Source organism: Maritimibacter sp. HL-12 (genome assembly GCF_900177545.1).
Taxonomy (GTDB): Bacteria; Pseudomonadota; Alphaproteobacteria; order Rhodobacterales; family Rhodobacteraceae; genus Sinisalibacter.
In genome coordinates, this window is the sequence record NZ_FXBQ01000001.1 from 1,308,055 (window position 1) to 1,333,871 (window position 25,817).

Below are 25,817 nucleotides of genomic sequence, written 5' to 3' on the forward strand. Positions count from 1 at the left end.
TTCACTCTAGCATCATAACGGTCGGCAGTTTGAGACTGCCAAGCCTGTGGATCAAGGACTTCGAGGTTCGTTTTGGCCGCGCGAGCAAGACAGTGGTCGGATTCGTGCCAGACAGCGCCGTGGCCGCAACTTCTGCAACGGGCGTTTCTGCCGAGAAAATCACGATGTCCGCACTTTCAACAAGCTCCTTCATGGCAGCGTCATAGTCGCGCGACGAAAGCAGGTCGATGTTTCTTTCGCCCTTGGTGAACGCACATTCCCGAACCGCACCTTCCGACTGAACCTCGGTCCAGAAACTTTCGCCGGCCTCGGCGCTTTGCGACGCTGCGGCGGTGGAGGACAAATCCACGATCGCAACCTTGCGGCCACCCTTGGCAACAACCGTGCCGACCGCAAACGCCGCCGATTTCGCGCGGCATTTCGCGCCACCTCCCAGAACCACAGCGCAATCCGATGTGCTGTTGCGAAGCGCTATGGCGATTTCCGACAAGACCGGGTTGCCCTTCGCTTCAAGCTGCGCGCGCACCGCTTGAAGCGACCGGCCGTTGTGCCGCCGCATCCCCCTCGCAGACACCGATGCCAGCGGGTTCAGTTCCTCGACCAGGCTCCGCTTCGAGAAAAACACGCCCTTTCGCGTCGCGAAAGCAAGCGCAAAGCCGGAACCGACGAAGAGCCCCAGCGCCAGCGATCCGGCAAGCACGAGCATCCTGTTGGGTTTGCTCGGTGCCAGCGGAGGCACCGCCCGCTCAAACACTTTCGCGGTTTCGCCTTCATACCCTGCAAGCAGTGACTGTGCTTTGACCTGCTCGATCAGGACGGTGTAGGACGCTTCCGCAATATTCGCCTCACGTTCGAGTGTGGCAAGCTGCTCAGCCGCATTGGCATAGGAAATCGCCTCTCCTTCAAGACGCTCCTTTTCCCTCTCGATCCGCTCCCGGCGGTCTTTCAGCGTGGTCGCCACCGCGTCGAGCAAGTCCTTGTCGGGCCAACTGAACTCCGAAATGATCTCGCTCAGGCCGAGAACACGACGGAATTCGACATCATCAATAATCGGGTGCGACTGGCGAAGGCGCGCATAGGCATCGGGGCCGGTTTCACCCCTGTTCAACACATCGAGCAAGGCATCCGCGGCCTCCTGGAGCCCGATCGCGCGATCAAGCCGGTTCCTGATTTCATCGAGCGCGACAGATCCGGCACCCAGCGCTTCCAGCGAAAGCGTGGAGTTTTCAATCGCGAAATTCTTCAGCCGCGCCTGAGTCGATTCCATTTCGCGCAACGTGTCGGCAAGGGTTTCCGAGAGATAGGACAATTCCCGGGTTTGCCTGGTCTCGGTCTCGAATTCCCGCAGGGTGACAATCCTGTCCATGACGATGTTGGCGATATCGGCCGCACGGGTCGGATCGGTGTGCTCGACAGAAATGGTCAGCGCACCGTTTTCGGTTTCTTCGACCAGAACGTTTTTCCGGAAGTTATCGACGACATTTTTCTCGGCAACCTGATCTGGATCCAGTTCATCCGAGCGATACCCGATTGCCCACTTGATGACCGCTTTCCAAAGCGGATCCTGCGCATCCGGGTCGTAACTGTTGAAAAACTCGTCTTCCCTGAGTGCCGCGGCCGTATCAATTTCCTCGATGAACTCGCGGCCGTGGATCCGGTCGAACAAAATGTTGCCCTCGTCCGTGATGCCGCCAAGACCGGCAAGTGCCGCAAGGCCGCCCATCTCGCTGGGAAGGCTCAGTCCGGACGACTTGGAATCCTCGAGTTGAAAAACCGCATCGGCTTGATAGACCTTTTCGGCATTGAGGGCATACCAGCCGCCGCCAACGACCGCCACCGTCGTCACCAGCGCCGTGACCGCTCGGTAAGCCCATAGCCCGGCGACCAACTCGCCCAGGTCAACCTCATCATCAGGTACTTCAGGATGGTTTGCCATCGTCTCTCCCACCAGACAGCACCCGCGGCGCTTCCGATGGCAATACATGTCCCGAATTGCATCCGCAAGGACACCCCGATACCGATGAAGTTTTCGGCATCTTGAGTGCTTTGCGGGTATCGCGGGAAACCCTCAAAACGTGCGCCGACAAGGGCCGCACCCAAAACCGTTTCGCTGGCATTGTCCCGATCAGGTGATCACGTCGGGGCCTTCCCGACCACTGGTGCCGCGAATGCCCGCAAGGCGTTCCGCCGCCATGGCAACAGGCGCAAGGGCCTCCTGCACGTCGAGATCAAGCCCGCCGGGGCCGGCAACGTAGCGTTCGAGGTAGAGCCGTAGCGTTGCGCCCTCGGTGCCGGTGCCGGAAAGCCGGATCACGAAGCGGGAGCCATCGGTGAAGCTGACCCGCAGGCCCTGCCCCCGGGAAACGGAGCCATCCACCGGGTCGGTATAGGCAAAGTCATCCGCCGCGGCGATTTCCATACCCTCGGCCTCGGTGCCGGGAAGCTCGGCCAGCCGGGTGCGCAATCCATCGACCATGGCGCTGGCCTGATCGACCGGGAGCGCCTCGTAGTCGTGGCGCGAATAGTAGTTGCGCCCGTACTGTGCCCAGTGGTCGGCAAGGATCTCGGCGACGGTCTGGCCGCGCTCGGCAAGGACGTTGAGCCAGAGCAGCACCGCCCAGAGCCCGTCTTTCTCGCGCACGTGGTCGGACCCGGTGCCGAAACTCTCCTCGCCGCAGAGCGTGACCTTTCCGGCATCGAGCAGGTTGCCGAAGAACTTCCAGCCGGTCGGAGTTTCGAACGCTGCCACGCCCAGCGCCTCGGCCACACGGTCGGCGGCGGCGGAAGTGGGCATCGAGCGGGCAACGCCGGCGATGCCACCGCGATAGCCGGGCGCGAGATAGGCATTCGCGGCGAGCACCGCGAGACTGTCGGAGGGCGAGACATAGGTATTCTTGCCCACCACCATGTTGCGGTCACCGTCACCATCGGACGCGGCACCGAAATCGGGGCCATCGGCAGCGAACATCACGTCCATCAGGTCTTTCGCCCAGGTCGGGTTCGGGTCGGGATGCATACCGCCGAAATCCGGCAGCGGCGTGCCGTTGACAACGGTGCCCTCGTGCGCACCGAGGCGGCGTTCGAGAATCTCGGTGGCATAGGGCCCGGTGATCGCGCACATCGCATCGAAGCGCATCCGGAATCCGGCCGCGAACATGTCGCGCAGCTTGGGGAAATCAAACAGCGTTTCCATCAGGTTGGCATAGTCGGTCACGGGGTCGACCACCTCGACGGCCATATCTCCGAGCCGCGTTGCGCCGATGCGCGCAAGATCGACGTCGTGGGCTTCCAGAACCCGGTATTCGGTGATCCGCGTGGTCGCCTGATGGATCGCGTCGGTCACGCTTTCGGGCGCGGGGCCACCATTGGCCATGTTGAACTTGAGGCCGAAATCCTCGTCGAGCCCGCCGGGGTTGTGGCTGGCCGACATGATAAAGCCGCCATCGGTCTTGTTCAGCCGGATGAGATGGCTCGCGGCGGGGGTGGAAAGCAGCGCGTTCTGCCCGACGATCACTTTCGCCGCGCCATTGGCCGCGCACATCCGCAGGATCACCTGGGCCACCTGTGGCGAGAAATAGCGCCCGTCGCCGCCGAGCACGAAGGTTTTTCCCTCGGCACCCCCAATCGCATCGAGGGTGGCCTGAACGAAATTTTCGAGGAAGTGCGACTGCATGAAAACGCGGGTTTTCTTGCGTAACCCCGAGGTGCCGGGCTTCTGCCCGTCGATGGGTTGTGTCGCGATGGTCCGGATCGTCATCAGCTTCCCTCCTGGGTGGTGGCGTCGGGATGGGCAAACAGAACCACCGATTGCTCGGCGGCCTTGTAGGCGTCGGACACCGGCTTCTCATCGCTATCGGGATTGGCGCTGTCGAGGATGCGGACCCAGTCGCCCGGAGGCAGGATCACCTCGCGCGCATGGCCGGCATTGAACACCACAAAGACCTCGTGTTCGCCCAGATCCTTCAAGGTTTCAGCCGAACCGCGAACGATCATGCCGATCGTGTGGATGTGGTCGTGCCAGTCGGCGTCGGACGGGGCGCGGCCGTCGGGGTGCCACCATTCGAGATCGAGCAGACCATCGGCGGGGCGCGGCCGCGAATGCAGGAAGTTGCGCTGGCTCAGAACCTTGAAGCGGCGGCGCAGGTCTGAAAGGCGGCGGGTGAAGGCAAGCAGGTCGATATCGGCTTTTTTCCACTCGATCCAGCCGGTTTCATTGTCCTGCGCGTAGGCATTGTTGTTGCCACGCTGGGAATTGCCGATCTCGTCGCCGCCGAGCAGCATCGGGATGCCCTGGCTGAAAAACAGCGTCGCCAGGATCGCGCGCTGGCGGCGGGCACGGGCCTTCACGATCAGCGGATCGGCGGTTGGTCCCTCGTGGCCGAGATTGTCGGAGAAATTCGCCGAGTGACCGTCGCGGTTGCCTTCGCCGTTGGCCTCGTTGTGCTTGTCCTTGTAGGCCACAAGATCGGCGAGGGTGAAGCCGTCGTGCGAGGTGATGAGATTGACGCTCGCGGTGGCCGGGCGGCCGTCACGGTCGAAGATTTCCGGGCTGGCGAGCAGCGCCTTGGCGAGCCCCGGCAACATGTGGGCATCGCCACGCCAGAACGCGCGCACGTCGTCGCGGTAGCGGTCGTTCCATTCGCGAAACGGGTGCGGGAAATGCCCAAGCCGGTAGCCGCCCGGCCCCACGTCCCAAGGTTCGGCGATGAGCTTGACCCGTGCCAGAACAGGGTCTTGCCGGATCGCATCGAGGAAGCCGGAGTCGAAGCCGTGCCCGCCGCGCGTGAGCGCCGCGGCGAGATCGAAGCGGAACCCGTCGACATGGTATTCCTCGACCCAGAAGCGCAAGCTGTCCATCACCATCCGCAGCACCGCCGGGTGCGCGAGGTTCAGCGCGTTGCCGGTGCCGCAATCGTTGATGTAGTGGCGCCGGTCGGGGGCGAGGCGGTAGTAGGCGGCGTTGTCGAGCCCGCGAAACGAGAGCGTGGGGCCAAAGCCGTCGCCCTCGGCGGTATGGTTGTAGACCACGTCGAGGATCACCTCGATCCCGGCCTTGTGCAGACGCCGCACCATTTCCTTGAACTCAGCGGTGTCGCCGTGGTCGAGATAGCGCGGCTCGGGGGAAAAGAAGGCGATCGTCTGATAGCCCCAGTAATTGCGCAATCCGCGCTCGACGAGAAAGCGGTCGTCGATGAACGCCTGCACCGGCAGAAGCTCGATGGCGGTGACGCCAAGACTGGTGAGATGCTCGATGATCGCGTCGGAGGCCACACCCCTGAATGTGCCGCGCCGCGATGGCTCGATGCCCGGATGGGTTGCAGTGAGGCCTTTCACATGGGCCTCGTAGATCAGCGTTTCGGGGCCAGGACGCGCGAGCGGCTTGTCACCCTGCCAGTCGAATCCGTCGGGGCCAACCACCACGCATTTCGGCACCGCGAAGGCGCTGTCGCGGGTGGAGAAGCTCAGATCGCCCAAGGGCGAGCCGACATGGTAGCCCATCAGCGCCTTCGACCAGCGCACCTTGCCGTCGATCTTGCGGGCATAAGGGTCGATCAGGAGCTTGTTGGGATTGAAGCGGTGGCCGTTCTCGGGTTCGTAGGGGCCATGGGCCCGCAAGCCATAGCGCGCGCCCGGTCCGATCCCCGCGATGTGGCCATGCCAGATATCGCCATCCCGTTCGGGCAGCGCGATCCGGGTCAGCTCGGTGCGCCCATCATCGGAGAAGAGGCAAACCTCGATCTTCGTGGCATGGGCGGAGAACACCGCGAAATTGACCCCGGCCTCATCAACGCTCGCTCCCATAGGCCAGGATTGGCCGGGCGAAAGTTCGAGGCGCGCGATGCGCTCGGGGGTGAGGGATGGGCGTGGAACGGTCACGCGATCAGTCTCCGGTATAATGCGCCGTATACGGCGGCGGGGGCAGACCAGCCCACCTCGGCCTTCATCGCCCGCTTCACCAGCCCCGCCCAGGCCGGGCGATCGTCGAAAAGCTGCACGAGCTGGCGCAGGGCCCCGGCAAGCGCAATGCCGTCAATCGGGTGGAAGGCGATGCCGGTGGCGGCGTTGGCGGCAAGGCTGGCGGGGCTCGCGCCGATCACGGTATCGTTGAGGCCACCGGTTGCGGCGACCACGGGCACGGTGCCGTATTTCAGGCCATACAACTGGGTCAGCCCGCAAGGCTCGAAGCGCGAGGGCACGAGCACGGCGTCGCCGCCGGCAAACATCCGGTGCGCGAGGGGTTCGTCATAGCCGATCCGCACCGCGACCCGGTCCGGCCAGCGCGCGGCCGCGTTGCGCACCGCCTGTTCCAGCCCGTGCTCACCAGACCCGAGCAGCACCAGCCCGCCGCCTGCCGCGATGAAGCCCGGGAGAGCTTCCGCGAGCAGGTCGATCCCCTTTTGCCAGGTCAACCGGCTGACCACGATGGCGAGCGGCCCCGGCACGTCGCCAAGGCCGAACTCCTCGATCAACGCGGCCCGGTTCGCGGCCTTCGGCTTCATGTTCCGGGCCGAGTAGGGATGGATCTCGGGGTCCGTTTCCGGGTTCCAGGTGACTTCGTCCACCCCGTTGAGAATGCCGGTAAGATCGGCAGCCCGCGCGGCGATCACGCCTTCAAGACCCATGCCGAATTCCGGCCGCATCAACTCACCCGCATAGGTCGGCGACACGGTGGTGATCGCGTCGGCGGTCACCAGCCCCGCCTTCAGGGTGGAAAGATTGCCGTGATACTCGGCCTTGTCGGGGTGCCAGGCGTGCCAGGGCAGGCGCAGGCTGTCGAGCCGGTCGCCGCCGGTGACACCCTGAAACGCGATGTTGTGAATGGTGAGGACGGATTTTACCCCGCCGTCGCCATGATAGCGCAGGTAGGTCGGGGCGAGCGCGGCCTGCCAGTCGTGGGCATGCAGGATATCGGGCTTCCAGCCGTCGCCGGCACCTTCGCGCGCAACCGCGGCGGCGGCCCATGACAGCGCGGCAAACCGCTCGGGGTTGTCCCAGTAATCGCCATCCGCGTCGGCATACGGCCCGCCGCGGCGGTGATAGAGATAGGGCGCATCGAGGGCGAGAACGGTAACACCGCCGATTGTGCCCTTCATCAGCCCGGCGTGGCCGCCATAAAGATTCCAGTCCGCCCAGACTTCCTCCACCTCCCCGAGCTTTTCGAGAATCCCTTCATAGGCCGGGATCATCGCCCGCATGTCGATGCCATCGCCGGCAAGCGCGACGGGCAGCGCGCCGACAACATCGGCGAGTCCTCCCGTCTTGATCAGCGGGACGCATTCGGAGGCCACGGAGAGCACGCGCATGTGAAGGTCCTAGTCGAGCGCCGCCTGCCGGGCGGCGATCATGTCGCGGGTGATCAGGGTAATGCCATTCTCGGTGACACGGAACCACTTGGCATCTTCAACCGGGTCTTCACCGACGACGAGGCCTGCGGGAATATCGACCCCGGAATCCACCACGCAATTGACCAACCGGGCATTTCGGTTGATCTGCACATGCGGCAGGATCACCGAGTAATCGACAGACGAGAACGAATGCAGCCGCCCGCCGGTTGAGACCAGCGAGTTTTTCACCACCGAACCCGAAATGATGCTGTCGCCCGCGATCAGCGACGAAATGGCGGCCCCGCGACGCCCTTCCTGGTCGTGGATGAACTTTGCCGGCGGGACGATCTCGGCATAGGTCCAGATCGGCCAGGTGCGGTCGTAGATGTCGAGCTTGGGGACGAAATCGGTCAGGTCGATATTGGCCTGCCAATAGGCGTCGATCGTTCCGACATCCCGCCAGTATGCTTCCTTTTCCAGCCCGGACCGCACACAACTGTCGCTGAACTTGTGGGCAATGGCCCGGCCGTTCTTCACGATATGCGGGATCAGGTCGTGGCCGAAATCGTGGCTCGACGAGTCATCATGCGCGTCCTGCAGGAGCATTTCTCGCAGAACCTTCCAGTCGAACACGTAGATGCCCATCGAAGCGAGGGCATGGTCAGGGTCACCGGGCATGTGCGGCGGGTTGGCGGGCTTTTCGAGGAAACTGGTGATCTGGCCCTCGGCATCCACGTCCATCACGCCAAAGGCGGTGGCTTCGGCCACCGGCACGGTGAGGCACCCCACGGTCACGTCGGCACCCGAATCGACGTGGTGTTCGAGCATGATCTCGTAGTCCATCTTGTAGATGTGATCGCCCGCCAGCACGACGATGTATTCGACGTTGTAACTGTCGATGATGTCGATGTTCTGGCGCACGGCGTCGGCGGTGCCCTTGTACCAGTTCTCCTCGTCGATTCGCTGCGACGCGGGCAGGATGTCGAGGTATTCGTTGCGCTCGGCGCGGAAGAAGTTCCAGCCGCGCTGGGCGTGGCGGATCAGGCTGTGGGCCTTGTATTGCGTGGCGATGGCCATCTTGCGGATACCGGAGTTGAGCGCGTTGGAGAGCGCGAAGTCGATGATCCGGGTCTTGCCGCCGAAATAGACCGCCGGTTTCGCGCGCCGGTCGGTGAGTTCCTTCAGTCGAGACCCGCGGCCGCCGGCCAATACGAAGGCCATCGCCTGCGAGGACAATCTTCTGGGCTTTTGCCGTTCCATGCGTTCACCTCCTCCTGTTCACCGGCTCCCCTTGCCGGTCAGTCTCCACTCACGTCTGCCTGAAAACAACCACCGAGAGTGGCGGCAGAACGACATAGGCCGACTGCGGCTGGTTGTGCCATGCGACCGGTTCGGTTTCGATTCCACCCAGGTTGCCCCGGTTGCCGCCGCCGTAGAGCCCGGCGTCGGTGTTGAGGATCTCGTCCCAGCGCCCGGCAGCGGGAAAGCCGATGCGGTAGACCGGACGTTCCAGCGGCGTGAGGTTTGCCGCGACCACGATCATCGGATCGCCTTCGCGCCCCTTGCGGGCAAAGACCAGCACCGAATTGTCGGCGTCATTCGCCTCCAGCCAGGCGAAGCCTTCGGGGCGGGTATCGTTGACATGCAGCGCCGGGTTGTCGCGATACATCGCGTTGAGATCGCGGACCAGAAGCTGCATGCCGCGATGCTCGGGAAGATCGGTCTGGTTCCAGTCGAGGCTCTGGGCATAGTTCCACTCCCGCCCTTGGGCGAATTCCTGCCCCATGAACAAGAGCTTCTTGCCCGGATGGGTCCACATGTAGCCGTAGAAGGCGCGCAGGTTGGCGAATTGCTCCCAGGCGGTGCCCGGCATCTTGGCGATCATCGAGCCCTTGCCGTGCACAACCTCGTCGTGGCTGATCGGCAGGATGAAATTCTCGCTCCAGGCGTAGACCATCGAGAAGGTCAGCTCGCCGTGGTGGAACTTGCGAAAGAGCGGCTCCTTCGAGATGTACTCGAGGCTGTCGTTCATCCAGCCCATGTTCCACTTGAAGCCGAAGCCGAGCCCGCCGTATTCGACGGGGCGCGACACGCCGCCAAACGCGGTGCTTTCCTCCGCCACGGTCATGATGCCGGGGTGTTCGCCGTAAGCCAGCGTGTTGGTCTTGCGCAGCAGGTCGATCGCCTCGTAATTCTCGCGCCCGCCATCCTTGTTCGGGATCCACTCGCCGTCCTTGCGGCTGTAGTCGCGGTAGAGCATCGAGGCGACGGCATCCACACGCAGCCCGTCGAGGTGGTATTCTTCCAGCCAGTAGAGCGCGTTGGCTTCGAGATAATTGGCCACTTCGGTGCGGCCGTAGTTGTAGATCAGCGTGCTCCAGTCGCTGTGGAAACCTTCCTTCGGGTCGCCGTGCTCGTAGAGCGCGGTGCCGTCGAAACGGCCCAGCCCGTGCTCGTCGGTCGGGAAATGGCCGGGCACCCAGTCGATCAGCACGCCCAGCCCGGCATTGTGCGCAGCCTCGACGAAGGCGGCAAACTCCTGCGGCGTGCCGTGCCGGATCGTCGGAGCGAACATGCCGATCGGCTGGTACCCCCACGAGCCGTCGAACGGGTGTTCGCTGATCGGCATCAGCTCGATATGGGTGAAGCCCATCCACTTGACGTAATCGACCAGCTCGGTCGCGAGTTCATGATACGACAGCGGGCGCGCGCCATTGTCGACCCGGCGCCACGATCCAAGATGCACCTCGTAGATCGAGATCGGCGCATCGACGCTGTTGCGTGCGGCGCGCTCGTTCATCCAGCCGCTGTCGTCCCACGCGCGGCCAAGCCCGGGATGGCGCACCACCGAGCCGGTGGCTGGCGGGTGCTCCGAGCCGAAGCCGACCGGATCGGCCTTGAGCGGCAGGATCGCGCCCCCAAGCGCGCGGATCTCGTATTTGTAGGTCGTGCCTTCCCCGATGCCCGGAACAAAGATTTCCCATACCCCGGTCGCCCCGCGCTTGCGCATCGGGTGGGCGGTGCCGTTCCAGGCGTTGAAATCGCCAACCACGCTCACGCGTTCGGCATTGGGGGCCCAGACCGCGAAATGCGTGCCGTCCACCTTGTCGATCGTCATCGGGTGCGCGCCCAGCGCCTCCCACAGCCGCCGGTGGCCACCCTCGCCGAGCAGGTATTCGTCCAGTTCGCCCAGCACCGGGCCAAAGCGGTAGGGATCGGCAAAGCTCCAGCCGGTGCCATGGATGTCTTCGGCTTCGAGCGTATAGGGCTTGCCGGGGTCTACCGTCCCCTCGAACAACCCGGGGCATTCGGGGTGCTGCACAAGGGCAACGGGCTTGCCCCGGCCCTGTTTCAGCGCAAGCGTTGCCGCACCGGGTGCCCAGACAGCCAGTTTTCCATCATGCGGCCCGAGCACCGAAAACGGATCGCCGTGGCGACCCTCGGCAATGGCTTGGGCCTCGTCCTTCGTCACCCTGAAGGCGGGTTGTGGATCGGACTTCTTCGCCATCGCTGCGCTCCCCTCGTTTAGAGCGCCGAACGCGCGCCCCAGATATTCTCCATGTAACCACGGATCGCGCGATCAGACGAGAAAAAGCCCATCCGCGCTGTATTGATCGCGGCCATATGCGCCCATCTGTCACGGTCGAGGAAGGCCGCGTCAACCTCGGCCTGTGCGCGCTGGTAATCCGCGAAATCGGAGGTGACGAGAAAATAATCGCTGTTCCAGGCGCGGTGAACAAGGCCATGGTAGCGGTCGCGCTGTTCCGGCGAGAACCTTCCCTCGGCGACGAGCTGGAGCACATCCTTGAGCGTCTGGCTCGCTTCGATCGCTTCGCGGGCATGGTTGACGTTCTTGCGCCGCTCGATCACCTCCTCGGCGGTCATGCCGAACAGGAAGAAGTTCTCCGCGCCCACCTGCTCGCGAATCTCCACGTTGGCACCGTCGAGCGTGCCGATGGTGAGCGCACCGTTGAGGCTGAGCTTCATGTTGCCGGTGCCGGAGGCTTCCTTGCCGGCGGTGGAAATCTGCTCGGAAAGATCGGCGGCCGGGATCAGCCGCTCGGCCATCGTAACGCTGTAGTTCGGCGGATAGATCACCTTGAGCCGTCCGCGCATGTCGGGGTCGTTGTTGATGACTTCGCCGACGTCGTTGATCAGGTGGATGATCTCCTTCGCCACCGCGTAGCCGGGCGCCGACTTGCCGCCGAAAATCTTCACCCGGGGCACGAAATCGCCCTCCGGGTTTTTCTTGATCTCGTGCCATTGCGCGATCGTCTCGAACACGTTCATGAGCTGGCGCTTGTATTCGTGGATGCGTTTCACCTGCACGTCGAACATCGCGTCGGGATCAACGTCGATGCCGCATTTCACCTTCATCCAATGCGCCGCCTCGACCTTGTTGGCGCGCTTCACCGCCATGAAGGCATCGCGGAATCCGCTGTCTTCTATATGCGGCACAAGCTCTTCCAGCCGGTCGAGATCGGCCTCCCAGCCCTCGCCGATGGTTTCGGTGATGAGGTCGGCAAGGCCGGGGTTGGCAAGCTTCAGCCAGCGCCTCGGGGTCACCCCGTTGGTGACGTTGATCACCCGGCCGGGGTGCAGCCTGTCGAGCGCGGGAAAGAGTTGCGACTTCACAAGCTCGGTGTGCAGCGCCGAGACGCCGTTGACCTTTCTGGCCATCACGAAGGCAAGCTCGCCCATGTGCACCTCGTGGTTGCGCACGATCCCGATGCTCGAAGGCCGGGCCGGGTTGGCCTTGAGGTGGGCCGCGTCGATCTTCTCGATGATCTGCATGTGGCGCGGCAACACGCTGCCCATCAGCCATGTCGACCAGCGCTCAAGCGCCTCCGGCAACAGCGTGTGGTTGGTATAGCCCAGCACGTTCTGCGAGATTTCGAGAGCATGGTCGAAGGGCAGGTCATGACGATCGACGAGCAGGCGGATCAGTTCCGGGCCCGCCAGCGCCGGGTGGGTGTCGTTCATCTGGATCGCGACGTGCTTGTCGAGCTCGGTGATGTCGTCGTGCGCTTCAAGGTAGCGCCGCAGGATATCCTTGATCGAGGCCGAGGTCAGGAAATACTCCTGCTTCAGCCTGAGTTCCTTGCCGGCATAGGTGGTGTCGTCGGGGTAGAGCACGCGGGTGATCGTGCGCGCAAGCGTCTCGGGTTCGGCGGCGGCGGTGTAGTCGCCCCGATTGAAGCGCTCCAGATCGAACAGCGTGGTGGGCTTGGCCCCCCAGAGCCGCAGGGTATTGGCCCAGCGCCCTTCCCAGCCGATCACCGGGGTATCGTAGGCGGTGGCGATCACGGTTTCGCCGGGCACCCAGACGGTCTTGCCATGGCGTTCCTCGACATGGCCCTTGAAGCGCACGGTGTAATTCGATTCCGGCCGCTCGAATTCCCACGGGTGGCGCTGGTTGAGCCAGTCTTCCGGGGTTTCGGCCTGCTGGCCCATCTCGAAACGCTGGCGGAACAACCCGTGCTCGTAGCGCACGCCGTAGCCATAGCCGGGGCAGCCGAGCGTCGCCATGCTCTCCATGTAGCACGCGGCGAGCCGCCCCAGCCCGCCATTGCCCAGCGCGGCATCGGGCTCATCGAGCGCGATCACGTCGAAATCCTGGCCAAGATCCATCAGCGCGGCAGCGGCAAGGCCCTTGAGCCCGAGATTGATCGCGGCGTCTTCGAGGATGCGCCCGATCAGGTATTCCATCGAAAGGTAATAAACGCGCTTGTGGCCATCGTCCCATGTTGCCTTGGTCGAGGTGAACCATGGCTCGACGATCCGATCGCGCAGGGCGTAGGACAGCGCGAGGCGCCAATCGTAGGTCGAGGCATGATACCTGTCCTTGCCCACCGTGTATTTCAGGTGATGCAGGATATCATCGCGGAAGCTTTCCCGCGTCAGGGTGGTTGTATTCTTGTCTTTCACGGCTCGTTGTCCTCGCTCGCCCCTTTGGGCATGCTGATAGCGCTATCGGCCGGAAACTTCCAGACCGTCACACCGGGTACTGTGCTCGCTGTTGCCATTCGTCCACCGCTAGATCCGGCGACGTGTTGCGTACTGCAAAGGCTTGCCCGAAAACCGGGCAATTCCAGAGTTTTTGCGCAAAGTACGGGCCGATTTCGCGGCAAACAGCGACTGCGGTTTTTTCAACCGCATCGTTACGCCTTTCGGCAGGGGGCAGGAAGGGCGAATTGTCCCGAACCTCAGTGCCACGCCGCTTCACAAAGCCGCGTGCCGGACATAGGCTCGCCTTGATCCCGCAAGCCAAGGAGCGATGCAATGCGACGAGCGATCTTTCCCGATCTCGAAGGCGTGTCTGTCTTCATAACCGGCGGCGGATCGGGAATCGGTGCCGCCCTGACGGAAGGGTTTCTGGAGCAGGGAGCGAACGTCGCCTTCGTGCAGCGGTCCGATGCAACCGGTTTCTGCGACGAGATGGAAACCCGGCACGGCGCGCGACCTCTGTTCATCGCATGCGACATCACCCGGATCGACGCGCTTCGCGCGGCCATCGGCCGGGCAGCCGAGGCGCATGGCGATCCGACCGTCCTGATCAACAATGCCGCCAACGATGTGCGCCACGAGACCCTCGCGGTGACCGAAGACTTCTGGGACGAGAACCAGGCGATCAACCTGAAGCCCTATTTCTTTGCAGCCCAGGCGGTGATCCCCGGCATGCAGCGGGCCGGCGGCGGGCGGATCGTGAATTTCGCGTCGGTGGCCTACATGATGGGCATCGGGGAATACCCGTCCTATGCCGCCGCAAACGCTGCCATCGTCGGGCTGACGCGGGCGCAGGCCCGCGAGTTCGGGGCCTCGGGCATCCGGGCGAATGCCTTGGCACCGGGCTGGACCATGACCCAAAAGCAGATTGATCTCTGGGTCACACCGGCGAAATACGAGGCCTTCCTCGCCCGCCAGTGTCTGCCGCGCCCGATCGTGCCGGAAGACATGGTTGCACCCACGCTGTTTCTTGCCTCCGAAGCCTCGGGCGCAATCACCGGGCAGTGCTTGCCGGTGGATGGCGGCGTGGTGGTTACGGGGTGACATGATCGCGGCCCTTGCCGCGACCCGCCAAATCCTGTTGTAACCCCGCGGATGGCATTGGCATCATGGTCGGAAAAATGGATCGAGACATGGTCGACGCATCAAACCTGGGCGCATTCAACGATCGCCTGTTCCACATGCGGCTGGAACGCTCTCGCGACGACCTGTTCGGTATGCTCGAACGCCTCTATGGCCACCGGCCCGACTATCCCGGCGTTGTCGAGGAACTGACCGAAGCGCTGGAAGCAGCCTGGGAAGCGCGGCCCGAAGACCTGAAGTGGCGCGACATGAGCCGCGATCTGGAACCCGACTGGTTTCAGCGTCCGGGGATGAACGGCTATGTCTTCTACATCGACCGTTTCGCCGGCAACCTCGCGGGCGTCGTCGAGAAGCTCGACTACCTTCAAGACCTCGGGATCACCTATGTCCACTTCATGCCCTGCCTGAAACCCCGCCCGGGCGACAGCGACGGTGGCTATTCGGTGATGGATTATACCGAGATCAATCCCGCGCTGGGCACGATGGACGAGTTCGAGACGGTCACCCGGGCCTGCCACGAACGCGGCATCTCGGTTTGCATCGACCTCGTGCTGAACCACACGGCGAAGGAACACGAATGGGCCCGCAAGGCATGGGAGGGCGACGAAGCCTTCCGCGATTTCTACCTGATGTTCGTCGACGACACGCTGCCCAAGGCCTACGAATCCACGCTGATCGAGATTTTCCCCGCCAATGCACCGGGCAATTTCACCCGCTACGACGAGATCAACCGCTGGGTCTGGACCACGTTCAACGAGCACCAGTGGGATCTCAACTGGTCCAATCCGCGGGTTTTCATCGAGATGACCAAGGCAATGCTGTTTCTCGCCAACAAGGGGGTGGATGTGCTGCGCTTCGATGCGCCCGCCTTCCTGTGGAAGCGGATGGGAACGCGCTGCCAGTCGGAGCCCGAGGTGCATATTCTGCTGCATGCGCTCAGGGCGGCGAGCCGGATCGCGGCACCGGGAGTGATTCACCTTGAGGAAGCGATCGTGGGCCCCGCCGAGATGCTGCCCTATCTCGGGCGCGGCGAGCACGACGGCAAGGAAGGCAACCTCGCCTACCACAACTCGCTGATGGTGCAGTTCTGGTCGGCGCTGGCGGCGCGCGACACGCGGCTGATGACCCACGTGATGCGCACCCATTTCCCGACCTCGGTCACCAACGCGACCTATGCCACCTATATTCGCTGCCACGACGATATCGGCTGGGCGGTCACCGACGAAGACGCCAAGGCGGTGGGCGTTTCCGGCTTTGGCCACCGGGCGTTTCTCTCGGATTTCTACGAGGGGAGCTTCCCCGGCTCGTTCTCGCGCGGGGCACTGTTCCAGGTCAACGAGGAAACCGGCGACAAGCGCATTTCCGGCTCGACCGCCTCGCTTGCCGGGCTGGAAGCCGCGCTGGAAACCGGCGATGCGGAAGGGATCGACCGGGCGATTGATCGGATCCTGATGGGCCATGCCCTGATCGCGAGCCACGGCGGCATCCCGTTGGTCTACATGGGCGACGAGCTGGCGCTGCTGAACGATCACTCCTACGTCGAGGTCCCCGAACACGCCCATGACAGCCGCTGGATTCACCGACCGATGATGGACTGGACGCGTGCGGCGCGGCTGCCCGATGGCGGCGGCACGCCGGAGGGACGGGTTTTCGACGGGATCCGCCATATCCTTGCACGCCGCGCTGCGGTGACCGGCTTTCATGGCGCGGTGCCAACCGAGATCGTCGATACCGGGCAGGATGGGCTCTATGCTTTCGTGCGCCAGGCACCGACCGGGCCGATCATCTGCGTGTTCAACTTCACCGAGCACTGGTCGGGCCTGCCGGTGTCGTGGTTCACCGCGCTGGGTGCCACGCAGATGCACGATCACCTGTCGAACGCGCCGGTGATGGGGCCGGAGGGCGGCGTGCCGCTGCCGCCTTACGCGCGGGTCTGGGTTGGTTGAGGGGGTGTCGTTTTTCTTGATGATGCCGCAATCGCCCCTTATGAGGGCCGGAAACAACATGAGCAGTTCCAATGGTTTTTTGTGCAGATAATCCCTCCCGCCTTCGTTTCCCGGGAGGTCGCCCGTGAAAATCGCCGTTATCGGCCTCGGTTACGTGGGCCTGTCCAATGCCGTTCTGCTGGCGCAAGACAACAATGTCGTGGCGGTGGATATCTCGCCCGAACGGGTGGCGATGGTGAACACGCGCCAGAGCCCGATCGAGGACGCCGAGCTTGAGGATTACCTCGCGACCCGGCCACTCAACCTGACCGCGACAACCGATCTCGACGAGGCGGTCGCCGGGGCCACCTTCGTGATCGTCGCCACGCCGACCGACTATGACCCGGTGGAGAATTACTTCGACACATCCTCGGTCGACAAGGTCACGCGCGCGGTTCTGGCCGCAGACCCTGAAGCGGTGGTGGTGATCAAGTCCACCATCCCGGTGGGCTACGTGCGCCGGATACGCGAGGAACTGGGCAGCGACCGGATCATCTTTTCGCCCGAATTCCTGCGCGAGGGCCGCGCGCTGTATGACAACCTTCATCCAAGCCGGATCGTCGTCGGCGAGCGGAGTGCGCGGGCCGAGACCTTCTCCAACCTCCTGCGCGAAGCGGCGATCGCCGACAACGTGCCGACGATGTTCACCGATCCCGACGAGGCCGAGGCGGTCAAGCTTTTTGCCAATACCTACCTCGCGATGCGGGTGGCCTTCTTCAACGAGCTCGACAGCTACGCCATGGCCGGCGGCATGGACACGCGCCAGATCATCGAGGGCATTTCGCTCGATCCGCGCATCGGCGGGCATTACAACAACCCCTCCTTCGGATACGGCGGATATTGCCTGCCGAAAGACACCAAGCAGCTCCTCGCCAACTATGCCGAGGTGCCGCAAAACCTGATCCGCGCCATTGTCGATGCCAACCGGACGCGCAAGGATTTTCTCTCCACGCAGATCGTTGGAATGCAGCCGAAAGTGGTGGGGGTCTACCGGCTGGTAATGAAGGCCGGATCGGACAATTACCGCCAAAGCGCGATCCAGGGGATCATGAAACGGATCAAGGCCAAGGGCATCGAGGTGATCGTCTACGAGCCGGTGCTTGAGGAGGACCTCTTCTACAACTCGCGCGTGATCCGCGACCTTGAGGCGTTCAAGGCCGAGGCCGAGGTGATTTTGGCCAACCGGGTGACGGAAGAGATGCAGGATGTCGCTGCCAAGATCTTCACCCGCGACATTTTCGGCGGCGATTGAGCGCCGCACCAGACGGCGCCTGCTTCCCACGCCGGTATGCCGCCTGATCCTTTCGACGATGATCCGGCGCGGTTTCCGGCCGTCAGAAATCCATCGTGAACCGGCTCACGACACCGTAGTGATCCGAGTTCAGTTTTGGCCGCTGCATGATGATCCCTTCGCCGCCGGTGGCCATGATGTGATCTATCGCGATGCCGATGCGATCGAACAGGTTGAACGTTGTTACCGGTCGGCCGATCCTTTCCACACCCGCCGCATCGGCAAGCCGGTGCGTCGAGGTGAAATAGGGTTCGGAGTTGAAATCTCCGCCGATGATCACCGGCTCCTCCAAGGCCTCAAGCTGCGGCACCAGCGCTTGCAGGATCTCGCGGCGGAAACCTTCTAGAAAAACCTCGATATGGGCCGACAAGACCCAAACGCGGCCTTCCGGCATATCGACCTGAAACCCGGCGATGCCCCAGCCTCCGAAGCAGGTTTGCGTGCCCTCAACCATCGGCCATCGCGATACGGCCGCTATCCCGCTGAGGTGCTTCACATAGCAATAATGCTGCGAGGGATAATCGTCCTTGAGCAGATCGAGAACCGGTTTGTCCGCCTCCGCGATTTCCTGCAGCGAAATCGTGTCGGGGCGAAAGCTCACGATCTCTCGCACCAGTTCCGCAGGCCTGCTGTGATTCACCCGGATATTCTTCTGGTAGTGGATGATTTCGCGTTGACCGGTATCCTGCGCCGACAGCGTTGCGGCGATGACCGACAGGATCAGGCCAAGGCCCCAGAACAGGAATACATTCACACGCTGCAAGATGGCCGCCCTCACCTTTTCAACCATGCACGATACCATTTCCCGCAGAGCGTGGCGACAACCCCCTGCCCTGCGGGTTGTCACCGGCCATATCTCACCGAGTCACCAACCGGAAGGCCTGGGCATTCCGCAGCAACGCGCCAGGCGAACGCCGCAGCGGCCCGCCACGCGCGGGCCCTTTCGGCAACCCGAGCAGGGAGGCGTCATGCCAACGCCCCCCCCCGTGTGACATGCCGAAGCCTTACGCCCCGACCACCTCGACCGATTGGTTCGGGTCGATGGTCACCGTGCCCTGACGGCGCACCCAGTTTTCGACCACCTCCCAGATCGGCGGCCCCTCGGTGCCCTCGTTCACGCTGGCCCAGCCGGCGACGACGTAGGTCTTGCCCGGGTCGATTGCCTCGCCGGTCTTGAGCAGGGTCATGTTCGACAACCGCTCGCCTTGCGGCTTCGAGACGTCGATCCGGTAGCCCATGCCACCCACGCGCACCATGTCGCCGCCCTGCTGGTAATAGGGATCGGGGTTGAACAGGTTGTCGGCCACGTCTTCGAGAATGGTCTTGAGCGTTTCGCCCGTCATCTCGCTGCGATAGGCTTCGGGGTAGCTCATCGAGGTGGCGGAATAGATATCCTCGCGGGTGATCGGGGTATCGGCGATCAGGCTCGGCCCCCAGCGGAAACCGGGCGAAAGTGCGATATCGGCCTCGCGCTCGTCGATCAGGGCATTGCAGATCAGATCGTCCCAGGTGCCGTTGAAATTGCCGCGCCGGTAGAGCGTCGAGCCGGTCTGGCCGATCACCTCCGACATTTCCGCCTCGTAGGGCGCGCGGTGGCCGTCGATCACCGCCGCCATCTCGGCGTCGGGTTCGATCACGTCGGAGAAGATCGGGATCAGCTTGTGACGGAAGCCCATGAGTTGGCCCTCGCGCACGTCGAGATCGAGCCGGGTGATGAACTTGCCGTTGGAGCCCGACGCGATCACCAGGGTCTGCCCCACCATCACCGGCTCGGGCAGCGCATCGTGGGTGTGGCCGGTCAGGATCACGTCGATCCCTGGCACGCGACCGGCAAGCTTGCGGTCGACGTCAAACCCGTTGTGCGAGAGCAGCACCACGAGATCAGCCCCTTTGGCGCGCACCTCGGCGACCATCTCGGCAACCCGCTCCTCGCGGATCCCGAAACTCAGACTCGGGAACATCCAGCCGGGATTGGCGATCGGCATGTAGGGGAAGGCCTGGCCGATCACCGCCACCTGCACCCCGCCGCGCTCGAACATCTTGTAAGGCTCGTAGGCCGGTTCATCCCATTCGGCATCGAAGATATTGGCACCGAGGAAGGGGAAGGGCAGGCTGTCGACGATCTCGGTGACGCGGTCGATCCCGAGGGTGAACTCCCAGTGCGAGGTCATCGCCTCGACGCCGAGTTGGTTCATCGCGTCGACCATGTCCTGCGCACCGGTCTTGAGCACGGTGTAGGAGCCGTGCCAGGTATCGCCGCCGTCGAGCAGGAGCGCATCGGGCCGCGCGGCGCGAATGGATTTCACCACCGTCGCCACCCGATCAAGCCCGCCCATCTTGCCGTAGGCGCGGGCGAGGGCATCGAAATCGGTGTTGGTGAGCGCATAGGCCTCGGGCGTGCCCGACTCGATGTTGTAGAGCTTGAGGAAATCCTGCCCGGTGACGTGGGGCGGCAGGCCCTTGACCTCGCCGACGCCGAGATTGATCTCGGGTTCACGGAACCAGACCGGCTTGAGCTGGCCGTGAATGTCGGTGATGTGAATCAGCGTGACGTTTCCGAAGGTATCGAAATCGAGCAACTGATCTTGCGTGAGCTGCTGGCGGGCCCCGATCTGCGCCCAGGCACCAACGCCGCTGCCGCCCACGATCGCCGACGCGGCAACCGTGGCCTGAAGGAAGTCTCTCCGCGAGATCATGCCTTCCCCTCCCCGAAATACTGGATTGTTTGTGAATCAAGTTTCAGGTGCGGCGGCACCTCGAAAGGCCCGCCGCACCTGTTTGGCTCAGTTCCGCACCGAAGGCGCTTCGACCGAAAGCCCGTTGCCGCGCGAGGCAACGTAGAGTTCGAGCGCGCGGAATTCCGGGCCGCCCCGCTCGTAGCTTTCCGCACGGGTATCGCGGACACAGCCGAAGAAGCGGTTGTGCAGCGAGATCATGTTGCTCTGCTTGAGACGGTAGACCGGGAAACCGTTGATCTGGCCCTGGCTGAGGTGATCGGCCCGGATGTAGTTGCCGTTGTTCTCCTCGTGGCAGCTTGCGCAGGACAGGTCGAGCAGGCCATGGCGCTTGTAGTAAAGCTCCTTGCCCTGTTCCCAGTAGGGCTGCGCCGGACCGTCGATCGCCACATTCACCGGCATGCCGCGTGATTGCAGCGCGATCGCTGCGGTCATGTCACGCATCGGACCGGTGTTCCAACCCCAGGGCTCGGCACCCATCCGGTTCTCGCGGCAGTCGTTGATGTAGTTCTCCATCGACCACAGCTCACCGTCGGCGGTGACCTTGGGAAGCACGGCGCGCAGGCCCTTCATGCTTTCCTCGATCGACCCGTGGCACGAGGCGCAGGATTCTCCCTCGCTGCCCTCGACGGTTTCCCAGGCGGTAAGGCCCTGTTCCACGTGAATGAAGGCCGGGTTCTCGAAGTCGTCCGTCTCCAGCTTGCGGGTTGCCGCATCGCGAAAGTGCCAGCCCGAAATGACCTTGTCGAGCGCACCTTCGAGATGCGCCGGCGGGTCAACCATCGTCACCATTTCCAACTCGTCGTTGATCACCAGCACAGCATCGAGATCGGGCTCGGCAACCGCCGTGTTCCCGAAGGCGAAACTCGTGGCCACGGCCAGAACCGCCACCTTCTTTGCGCGAAAAGTCATCGCGTCTCCTCCCTGACGTTCTTGTTTTTTTGTTTCCGGCGATCAGGCCAGATCAATCGCGTTCGTTGTTGTGTAGACCGAGCCGTCGTCGTCGTACCAGGTGAAGGTGAATTCACCCGCTGCATCGATCTGGGCTTCGAACTCGATATAGGGGTTGGCCGAAACCGCCCCGTGCAACTCCATGTCGAGAACGTTGGCACCGTTGAATTCACAGGTGAATCGATTGATGATCCGGCGCGGAATCGCGTTGCCGTCGGCATCCTTGCGCAGGCCCGATTCCATCGGGTGGCTGATCAGCGTCTTGACCGTGAACGCCTCGCCGGCACTGGCCGAGGACGGGATCTTAACGCGGGGTTTGACATCTGCCATTTGGGTGTCTCCTGAAACTTGTTGGTCCTTGTGCCGCGGCGCTTGTGCCGCGGACCGGAATCAGCCGCCGCAGCCGCCGATGGTCACTTTCACGGCGCGTGTTGCCTGAACAAAGCTGCCATCCGACATGCGCGCCATCGCCAGCACGTCTTGCGTGCGGGCAAGGCGAATGCGGGTGGAGAGCCGTTGAGACGCAGAGCCGGGGCCGAAGCTCACCGAGCAGACCGGCGGCGAGGGGTTGCCGGTTGCCAGCACCATGATCTCCTCGGCACCGGGGGCCGATACCTCGATCGGAACCACGTTGCCGTTCTCGGCGATCTCGGGCGCGGTGATTTCCACGCCACCATCGGTAACGGCAGCGCCGCCGGTGAAGGCCGCAACGGCTTCCTCAACCGCGGACGCCATCGCCGGGGTCACCGCAAGCAGGGCAATCCCGCCGGCACCGATCACCAGGGTTTCTCTTCTCGTATAGGTCATGTCTTGCATATCTCCCTTGTGTTGGCCCTGGCGCTCATTCTTCGGTGAAGGTCAGGAGCAGGGCGAGGATGTCTTCGATTTGCTGTGCTGTCATCACGGTGACATCGAGTGATTTGGCTGCCTTGCCGGTATATCCATCGCCCAACCGATAAAGATCGGACACGTTGTAGAAAGCCGGCATCACGGTTTCGGGGAAGGTGTGCTTGGCGTTCACCAGGATCCCCCGAAGCTGGGCCGCTTCATGGCGGGTTGCCACGCCGGTCAGATCCGGGCCGACATCGCCCGGGAACTGTTCCTTGCTCCAGCCTTCGGCGGTGTGGCAGGCAACGCAGTTGCCGGTTCCGCGACTGACTGCCGCCTTGTAGCCCTCTTCCGGGTTGCCGGGAACGCCGGTGAGGGATTCAAGCACCTCGCCGTACTCCGTGAAGCTCACGGCGGTGGGTGCGGTTTCAGCATTGAGGATCGCGGGAAACGCAGTCGTTGCTGCTACGCAAAGCGCAAACAGTGTTCTCATAAGAGCCCTCCCTAAGCTCGTTATTTGGTCTGCGGCGCTGTGCCGCTCGTTCTGTGGCGAAATGCCTCATTGTCGGGCACTGCCTGAGTCGGGACTTTAGCAATCCCCCTCGCAATCAAACAACAAAAAGATTTGATTTTGTGCATGAAAGTTTTGCGCGGCACCCGGAGCGCCACCTCAGGTTTCCCTTAAGTCACTCTGGCGAATAGAAGTTTTCCGCAAAGTAGCGTTGGAACTCGATGTTCTCGTATTCCTTGTCGCGCACCCAGGTGAACATCGCGAGCGTGGTACCGCGCTCGAAAGCCCCCGGCATGACCGCAGACGCCGCCTGGATCGCCATGACACCTTCCGGGACCTCTTCGGGAAGGAAAATCATCGTCGGCGTGAACACCGTGTTCCAGCGGCGGGCCGTGTCTTTCTCGGTGAGCACGGTGCCGTCGAAATCGGTGACTTCGAGATCGCCGTAGAGGTTGATCTGCACGACGAAAAAGCTCTCCCGGATGATCGCGTCGATATCGGGGTCGGGAAAGACCTTCTCGTGCATCCTCGTGCAATAGATGCAGCCGCGCTGCTCGACGATGATCAGCATCCGCTTGCCTTCGGCATTGGCGTCGGCAAGATCCTCGCGCAGATCGAGAAAGGTCTCCTTGAGCCAATCGGGCTTGTGCAAGCCATCGTCACCCATCGCAACCTCGGCCACGGCCGGGCCCGCGAAGGCCAGAACCGCCGCGGCGGCGAGCGCACGAACCCCTTGTTTCACGGCAAATCCAATCATGTTGTCCTCCCTTTCGCGACGCTTCAGATCAGCGTCTTTTCCCAGCTGAAATTGTTGATCATCCATTCCGCGATGTAGTTCACGGAATTCGTGGCGATCAGGATGGCGAAGACGATCATCATCACCCCCATCGCCTTCTCGGCATAGACCATGAAGCGCCGGTTCCGCCCGACCCAGCCCAGGAACGGACGCGCCGCGGCGGCGGCGAGCACGAAGGGCAGCGTCATCGCAAGGCCGTAGACCAGAAGCAGCGTTCCGCCCCGGAACAGATCACCGGTGCCGCTGGCCACCATCAGGATCGCCGCGAGCGCGGGGCCGACGCAGGGTGTCCAGCCGAATCCGAAGGCAAGGCCCATGACGTAGGCGCCCACCATGGTCGTCGGGTCCGATTTCGCTTCGAGCCGGGCCTCGCGGTAGAGAAACTTGAGCCGGTAGATCCCGAGAAAGTGCAGCCCGAAGACAAAAAGCACCGCCGCCGCCGCCCATGCGAGCTGATCGCGCCACTGGATGAAGGCCGACCCCAGCGCCGTCGCCCCGAGGCCGAGCAGCACGAATATCGAGGTTACCCCGAGCGCGAAGGCCATCGCCGAGAAGATCAGCCGGCGCTGTGCGCCCGGCGCAATCTGCGGGCCGCCCTCGTCGCCGCGCAGTTCCTGCATCGAAAGCCCGGCCATGTAGCACAGATAGAAGGGCACGATCGGCAGAATACACGGCGACAGGAAAGAGAGCAGGCCAGCAAGCGCCGCGCCGCCCAGTGTCGGATCAAATCCCATTTTTTACATCCTTGTCGCGCAACATATCATAACATAGCATTCTTTATGTTCGAAAAATGGGACGTCAATGAAATATCCTTTCGCAAACGCAGCATTTCAGACACTTGCCGGGGCCTTGATCTTCGGTCTTTCAACCGTCGCGGGCCCTGCTGCCGCGGGCGAACTCCGGCTCCTCATGTTCGAGCAGGCCGGCTGCATTTATTGCACCCGGTGGAACCGCGAGATCGGCGTTGCCTATCCCAACACCGAGCAGGGCATGCTTGCACCGCTGACCCGTTTTGACTTGCGCGACGCGCTTCCCGACGACATTTCCATCACCCGCCGGGCCCACATCACCCCGACCTTCGTGCTGCTCTCCGACGGCACCGAAGTCGGCCGGATCGAAGGCCACCCTGGCGGCGATTTTTTTTGGTTCCTGCTTGATGAACTGATCGCAAGAGCCCCCGACGACCCCGACGACAACTGAAAAAACCTGGAGGAGAATACCCATGAAATTTCTTGCCATCGCCACCGCCGTTGCGCTCGCCGCTGCGGTGCCTGCCCAAGCTGATGGGCATGATCCCGTCACCCGCACCGTGTCGGGTTCCTATGACGACGTGATGTTCGACGTCGAAACCGCGATCACCAACGCGGGCCTCGTCATCGACGCGTTGAACAATGTCGGCGACATGCTCGAACGCACCAAGGAAGACGTCGGCGGCACCGAAACGCTGTTCACCGGTGCCAAGGTGTTCAACTTCTGCTCCGCCGAGGTCAGCCGCGCGGTGATGGAAGCCGATCCGATGAACCTGCAATTCTGCCCCTACACCATCTTCGTGATGGAGCAGCCCGGCAGCGCGGGCGAAATCACCGTCGGCCGCCGGAATTATCCGGCGGGCGCGATGGAGCAGGTAAGCGCCATGCTCGACAGCATCATCGACGAGGCGCTTGCCGACTATTGATCAAGGCAAGCAAGAGGGGAGCTCAGAAGCTCCCCTCGGCTGCCTGATCGAGGATCGCAAGGATCGTTTCCTTCACCTCCAGCGCCTCTTCGAGCAACTCGGGCGGAAGCGGTTTGCCACCGTGGATCATCATGTCCATGTCGAGCGAGTAGATCCACAGATCGCCATTCGCATCCTCGACCAGCGAGACCCGGCACGGCAGGTAGGCCGAATAGGCTTCGGACACTTCGACCATCTTCGCGGCCGTCATCGGGTTGCAGTAGAGATAGATCTTGAGCTTGCGCCACTCGCTCTCCTGCATCAGCGAAACCTGTTCGCCAAGCGGAAGCGAGCCCACATCGCGGATATTCTGCTCCAACGCGACCGACTTGATCGATTCGTCGACCTCCTCGAAGCTCAGCCCGTCCGCCACCTTGCGCTTCCAGACGGTCGCCTCCGCGGAGTTGCCGGTTTCCGCCAACCGCATCGCCATGTTCCAATAAACCCCGGGTGCCTGCGGATCGAATCCGCGAAACGTCCAGAACACCCAGCCCGTCGCGACAATCGCAACCAGACCAATAACCATCAAAATGGCACGAATTGCCTTCATGCGACGATCCTCCCTGTTTCACTTCGTTCAAACCATATCCGG

General features: G+C 62.9%; 21 protein-coding genes. 5 read left to right on the forward strand and 16 right to left on the reverse strand.

What is annotated here, in order from left to right:
* Window position 1: 1 nt before the first annotated feature.
* The 7 genes from B9Y97_RS06520 to B9Y97_RS06550 form a co-directional block, all read right to left on the reverse strand.
* On the reverse strand, window positions 2-1,936 hold the full coding sequence (locus tag B9Y97_RS06520; protein ID WP_176224316.1) for a GumC family protein: 1,935 nt from the start codon (window positions 1,934-1,936) through the stop codon (window positions 2-4).
* 189 nt (window positions 1,937-2,125) lie between these two features.
* Window positions 2,126-3,757, reverse strand: coding sequence for an alpha-D-glucose phosphate-specific phosphoglucomutase (locus tag B9Y97_RS06525; RefSeq protein WP_085525983.1), 1,632 nt, complete (start codon window positions 3,755-3,757; stop codon window positions 2,126-2,128).
* Complete coding sequence (gene glgX / locus B9Y97_RS06530; RefSeq protein ID WP_254900866.1) at window positions 3,757-5,877, reverse strand: glycogen debranching protein GlgX; 2,121 nt, start codon at window positions 5,875-5,877, stop codon at window positions 3,757-3,759. The genes B9Y97_RS06525 and glgX overlap by 1 nt, the downstream gene beginning before the upstream one ends.
* Window positions 5,874-7,304, reverse strand: coding sequence for a glycogen synthase GlgA (glgA, locus tag B9Y97_RS06535; RefSeq protein ID WP_085525985.1), 1,431 nt, complete (start codon window positions 7,302-7,304; stop codon window positions 5,874-5,876). Before glgA ends, glgX begins: the two co-directional genes overlap by 4 nt.
* A gap of 9 nt (window positions 7,305-7,313) precedes the next feature.
* Window positions 7,314-8,585, reverse strand: coding sequence for a glucose-1-phosphate adenylyltransferase (glgC, locus tag B9Y97_RS06540; RefSeq protein ID WP_085525986.1), 1,272 nt, complete (start codon window positions 8,583-8,585; stop codon window positions 7,314-7,316).
* A 49-nt stretch (window positions 8,586-8,634) separates the two neighbouring features.
* Entirely contained in the window at window positions 8,635-10,833 is a 2,199-nt protein-coding gene (gene glgB / locus B9Y97_RS06545; RefSeq protein ID WP_085525987.1) for a 1,4-alpha-glucan branching protein GlgB, read from the reverse strand.
* Between the two features lie 17 nt (window positions 10,834-10,850).
* Window positions 10,851-13,253 carry a glycogen/starch/alpha-glucan phosphorylase gene (locus tag B9Y97_RS06550; protein WP_085525988.1) on the reverse strand — a complete coding sequence of 801 codons (2,403 nt, stop codon included), beginning with the start codon at window positions 13,251-13,253 and terminating at the stop codon, window positions 10,851-10,853.
* A 354-nt stretch (window positions 13,254-13,607) separates the two neighbouring features.
* Here B9Y97_RS06550 and B9Y97_RS06555 point away from each other — a divergent pair, with 354 nt between their 5' ends.
* The 3 genes from B9Y97_RS06555 (at window position 13,608) to B9Y97_RS06565 (ending at window position 17,651) form a co-directional block, all read left to right on the forward strand.
* Window positions 13,608-14,375 (forward strand): SDR family NAD(P)-dependent oxidoreductase, encoded by a 768-nt coding sequence (locus B9Y97_RS06555; RefSeq protein ID WP_085525989.1) that lies wholly within the window; start codon window positions 13,608-13,610, stop codon window positions 14,373-14,375.
* 89 nt (window positions 14,376-14,464) lie between these two features.
* A complete protein-coding gene (locus B9Y97_RS06560; protein ID WP_085525990.1) occupies window positions 14,465-16,360 on the forward strand; it encodes an amylosucrase in 1,896 nt (631 codons plus the stop codon).
* Between the two features lie 124 nt (window positions 16,361-16,484).
* Complete coding sequence (locus B9Y97_RS06565; protein WP_085525991.1) at window positions 16,485-17,651, forward strand: nucleotide sugar dehydrogenase; 1,167 nt, start codon at window positions 16,485-16,487, stop codon at window positions 17,649-17,651.
* A gap of 82 nt (window positions 17,652-17,733) precedes the next feature.
* Here B9Y97_RS06565 and B9Y97_RS06570 read toward each other — a convergent pair whose 3' ends face one another.
* The 8 genes from B9Y97_RS06570 to B9Y97_RS06605 form a co-directional block, all read right to left on the reverse strand.
* Window positions 17,734-18,480: an endonuclease/exonuclease/phosphatase family protein gene (locus B9Y97_RS06570; RefSeq protein ID WP_176224317.1), complete on the reverse strand. Its 747-nt coding sequence runs from the start codon at window positions 18,478-18,480 to the stop codon at window positions 17,734-17,736.
* Between the two features lie 214 nt (window positions 18,481-18,694).
* Window positions 18,695-20,386, reverse strand: a complete 1,692-nt coding sequence (gene soxB / locus B9Y97_RS06575) for a thiosulfohydrolase SoxB (RefSeq protein ID WP_085525993.1) — start codon at window positions 20,384-20,386, stop codon at window positions 18,695-18,697.
* An 87-nt stretch (window positions 20,387-20,473) separates the two neighbouring features.
* Window positions 20,474-21,337, reverse strand: a complete 864-nt coding sequence (gene soxA, locus B9Y97_RS06580; RefSeq protein WP_085525994.1) for a sulfur oxidation c-type cytochrome SoxA — start codon at window positions 21,335-21,337, stop codon at window positions 20,474-20,476.
* A gap of 42 nt (window positions 21,338-21,379) precedes the next feature.
* Window positions 21,380-21,706 (reverse strand): thiosulfate oxidation carrier complex protein SoxZ, encoded by a 327-nt coding sequence (soxZ, locus tag B9Y97_RS06585; protein ID WP_085525995.1) that lies wholly within the window; start codon window positions 21,704-21,706, stop codon window positions 21,380-21,382.
* Between the two features lie 60 nt (window positions 21,707-21,766).
* A complete protein-coding gene (gene soxY, locus B9Y97_RS06590) occupies window positions 21,767-22,183 on the reverse strand; it encodes a thiosulfate oxidation carrier protein SoxY (RefSeq protein WP_085528141.1) in 417 nt (138 codons plus the stop codon).
* 34 nt (window positions 22,184-22,217) lie between these two features.
* Complete coding sequence (gene soxX / locus B9Y97_RS06595; RefSeq protein WP_085525996.1) at window positions 22,218-22,697, reverse strand: sulfur oxidation c-type cytochrome SoxX; 480 nt, start codon at window positions 22,695-22,697, stop codon at window positions 22,218-22,220.
* Window positions 22,698-22,890: 193 nt separating this feature from the next.
* Window positions 22,891-23,382 (reverse strand): SoxW family protein, encoded by a 492-nt coding sequence (locus tag B9Y97_RS06600; protein WP_254900968.1) that lies wholly within the window; start codon window positions 23,380-23,382, stop codon window positions 22,891-22,893.
* A gap of 113 nt (window positions 23,383-23,495) precedes the next feature.
* On the reverse strand, window positions 23,496-24,245 hold the full coding sequence (locus tag B9Y97_RS06605; RefSeq protein WP_085525998.1) for a cytochrome c biogenesis CcdA family protein: 750 nt from the start codon (window positions 24,243-24,245) through the stop codon (window positions 23,496-23,498).
* A gap of 175 nt (window positions 24,246-24,420) precedes the next feature.
* Between B9Y97_RS06605 and B9Y97_RS06610 the strand changes: the two genes are divergently transcribed.
* Together B9Y97_RS06610 and B9Y97_RS06615 are read left to right on the forward strand one after the other, a co-directional pair.
* Window positions 24,421-24,711 carry a hypothetical protein gene (locus B9Y97_RS06610; RefSeq protein ID WP_254900867.1) on the forward strand — a complete coding sequence of 97 codons (291 nt, stop codon included), beginning with the start codon at window positions 24,421-24,423 and terminating at the stop codon, window positions 24,709-24,711.
* A 22-nt stretch (window positions 24,712-24,733) separates the two neighbouring features.
* Complete coding sequence (locus B9Y97_RS06615; RefSeq protein WP_085526000.1) at window positions 24,734-25,186, forward strand: hypothetical protein; 453 nt, start codon at window positions 24,734-24,736, stop codon at window positions 25,184-25,186.
* 22 nt (window positions 25,187-25,208) lie between these two features.
* On the opposite strand, the gene B9Y97_RS06620 is transcribed toward B9Y97_RS06615, so the two are convergent.
* Window positions 25,209-25,751 carry a DUF302 domain-containing protein gene (locus B9Y97_RS06620; protein ID WP_217809441.1) on the reverse strand — a complete coding sequence of 181 codons (543 nt, stop codon included), beginning with the start codon at window positions 25,749-25,751 and terminating at the stop codon, window positions 25,209-25,211.
* Between the last annotated feature and the right edge of the window lie 66 nt (window positions 25,752-25,817).

Bases quoted from the DNA above. Each gene is read 5' to 3' on its own strand.
- B9Y97_RS06600 (WP_254900968.1), bottom strand. From the start codon at position 23,382: ATGGGTGACGATGGCTTGCACAAGCCCGATTGGCTCAAGGAGACCTTT.
- B9Y97_RS06570 (WP_176224317.1), bottom strand. From the start codon at position 18,480: ATGGTTGAAAAGGTGAGGGCGGCCATCTTGCAGCGTGTGAATGTATTC.
- soxZ (WP_085525995.1), bottom strand. From the start codon at position 21,706: ATGGCAGATGTCAAACCCCGCGTTAAGATCCCGTCCTCGGCCAGTGCC.
- B9Y97_RS06555 (WP_085525989.1), top strand. From the start codon at position 13,608: ATGCGACGAGCGATCTTTCCCGATCTCGAAGGCGTGTCTGTCTTCATA.
- B9Y97_RS06615 (WP_085526000.1), top strand. From the start codon at position 24,734: ATGAAATTTCTTGCCATCGCCACCGCCGTTGCGCTCGCCGCTGCGGTG.
- soxB (WP_085525993.1), bottom strand. From the start codon at position 20,386: ATGATCTCGCGGAGAGACTTCCTTCAGGCCACGGTTGCCGCGTCGGCG.
- B9Y97_RS06520 (WP_176224316.1), bottom strand. From the start codon at position 1,936: ATGGCAAACCATCCTGAAGTACCTGATGATGAGGTTGACCTGGGCGAG.
- glgB (WP_085525987.1), bottom strand. From the start codon at position 10,833: ATGGCGAAGAAGTCCGATCCACAACCCGCCTTCAGGGTGACGAAGGAC.
- glgC (WP_085525986.1), bottom strand. From the start codon at position 8,585: ATGGAACGGCAAAAGCCCAGAAGATTGTCCTCGCAGGCGATGGCCTTC.
- B9Y97_RS06560 (WP_085525990.1), top strand. From the start codon at position 14,465: ATGGTCGACGCATCAAACCTGGGCGCATTCAACGATCGCCTGTTCCAC.
- soxX (WP_085525996.1), bottom strand. From the start codon at position 22,697: ATGAGAACACTGTTTGCGCTTTGCGTAGCAGCAACGACTGCGTTTCCC.
- soxY (WP_085528141.1), bottom strand. From the start codon at position 22,183: ATGACCTATACGAGAAGAGAAACCCTGGTGATCGGTGCCGGCGGGATT.
- soxA (WP_085525994.1), bottom strand. From the start codon at position 21,337: ATGACTTTTCGCGCAAAGAAGGTGGCGGTTCTGGCCGTGGCCACGAGT.
- glgA (WP_085525985.1), bottom strand. From the start codon at position 7,304: ATGCGCGTGCTCTCCGTGGCCTCCGAATGCGTCCCGCTGATCAAGACG.
- B9Y97_RS06620 (WP_217809441.1), bottom strand. From the start codon at position 25,751: ATGGTTATTGGTCTGGTTGCGATTGTCGCGACGGGCTGGGTGTTCTGG.
- B9Y97_RS06610 (WP_254900867.1), top strand. From the start codon at position 24,421: ATGTTCGAGCAGGCCGGCTGCATTTATTGCACCCGGTGGAACCGCGAG.
- B9Y97_RS06525 (WP_085525983.1), bottom strand. From the start codon at position 3,757: ATGACGATCCGGACCATCGCGACACAACCCATCGACGGGCAGAAGCCC.
- B9Y97_RS06605 (WP_085525998.1), bottom strand. From the start codon at position 24,245: ATGGGATTTGATCCGACACTGGGCGGCGCGGCGCTTGCTGGCCTGCTC.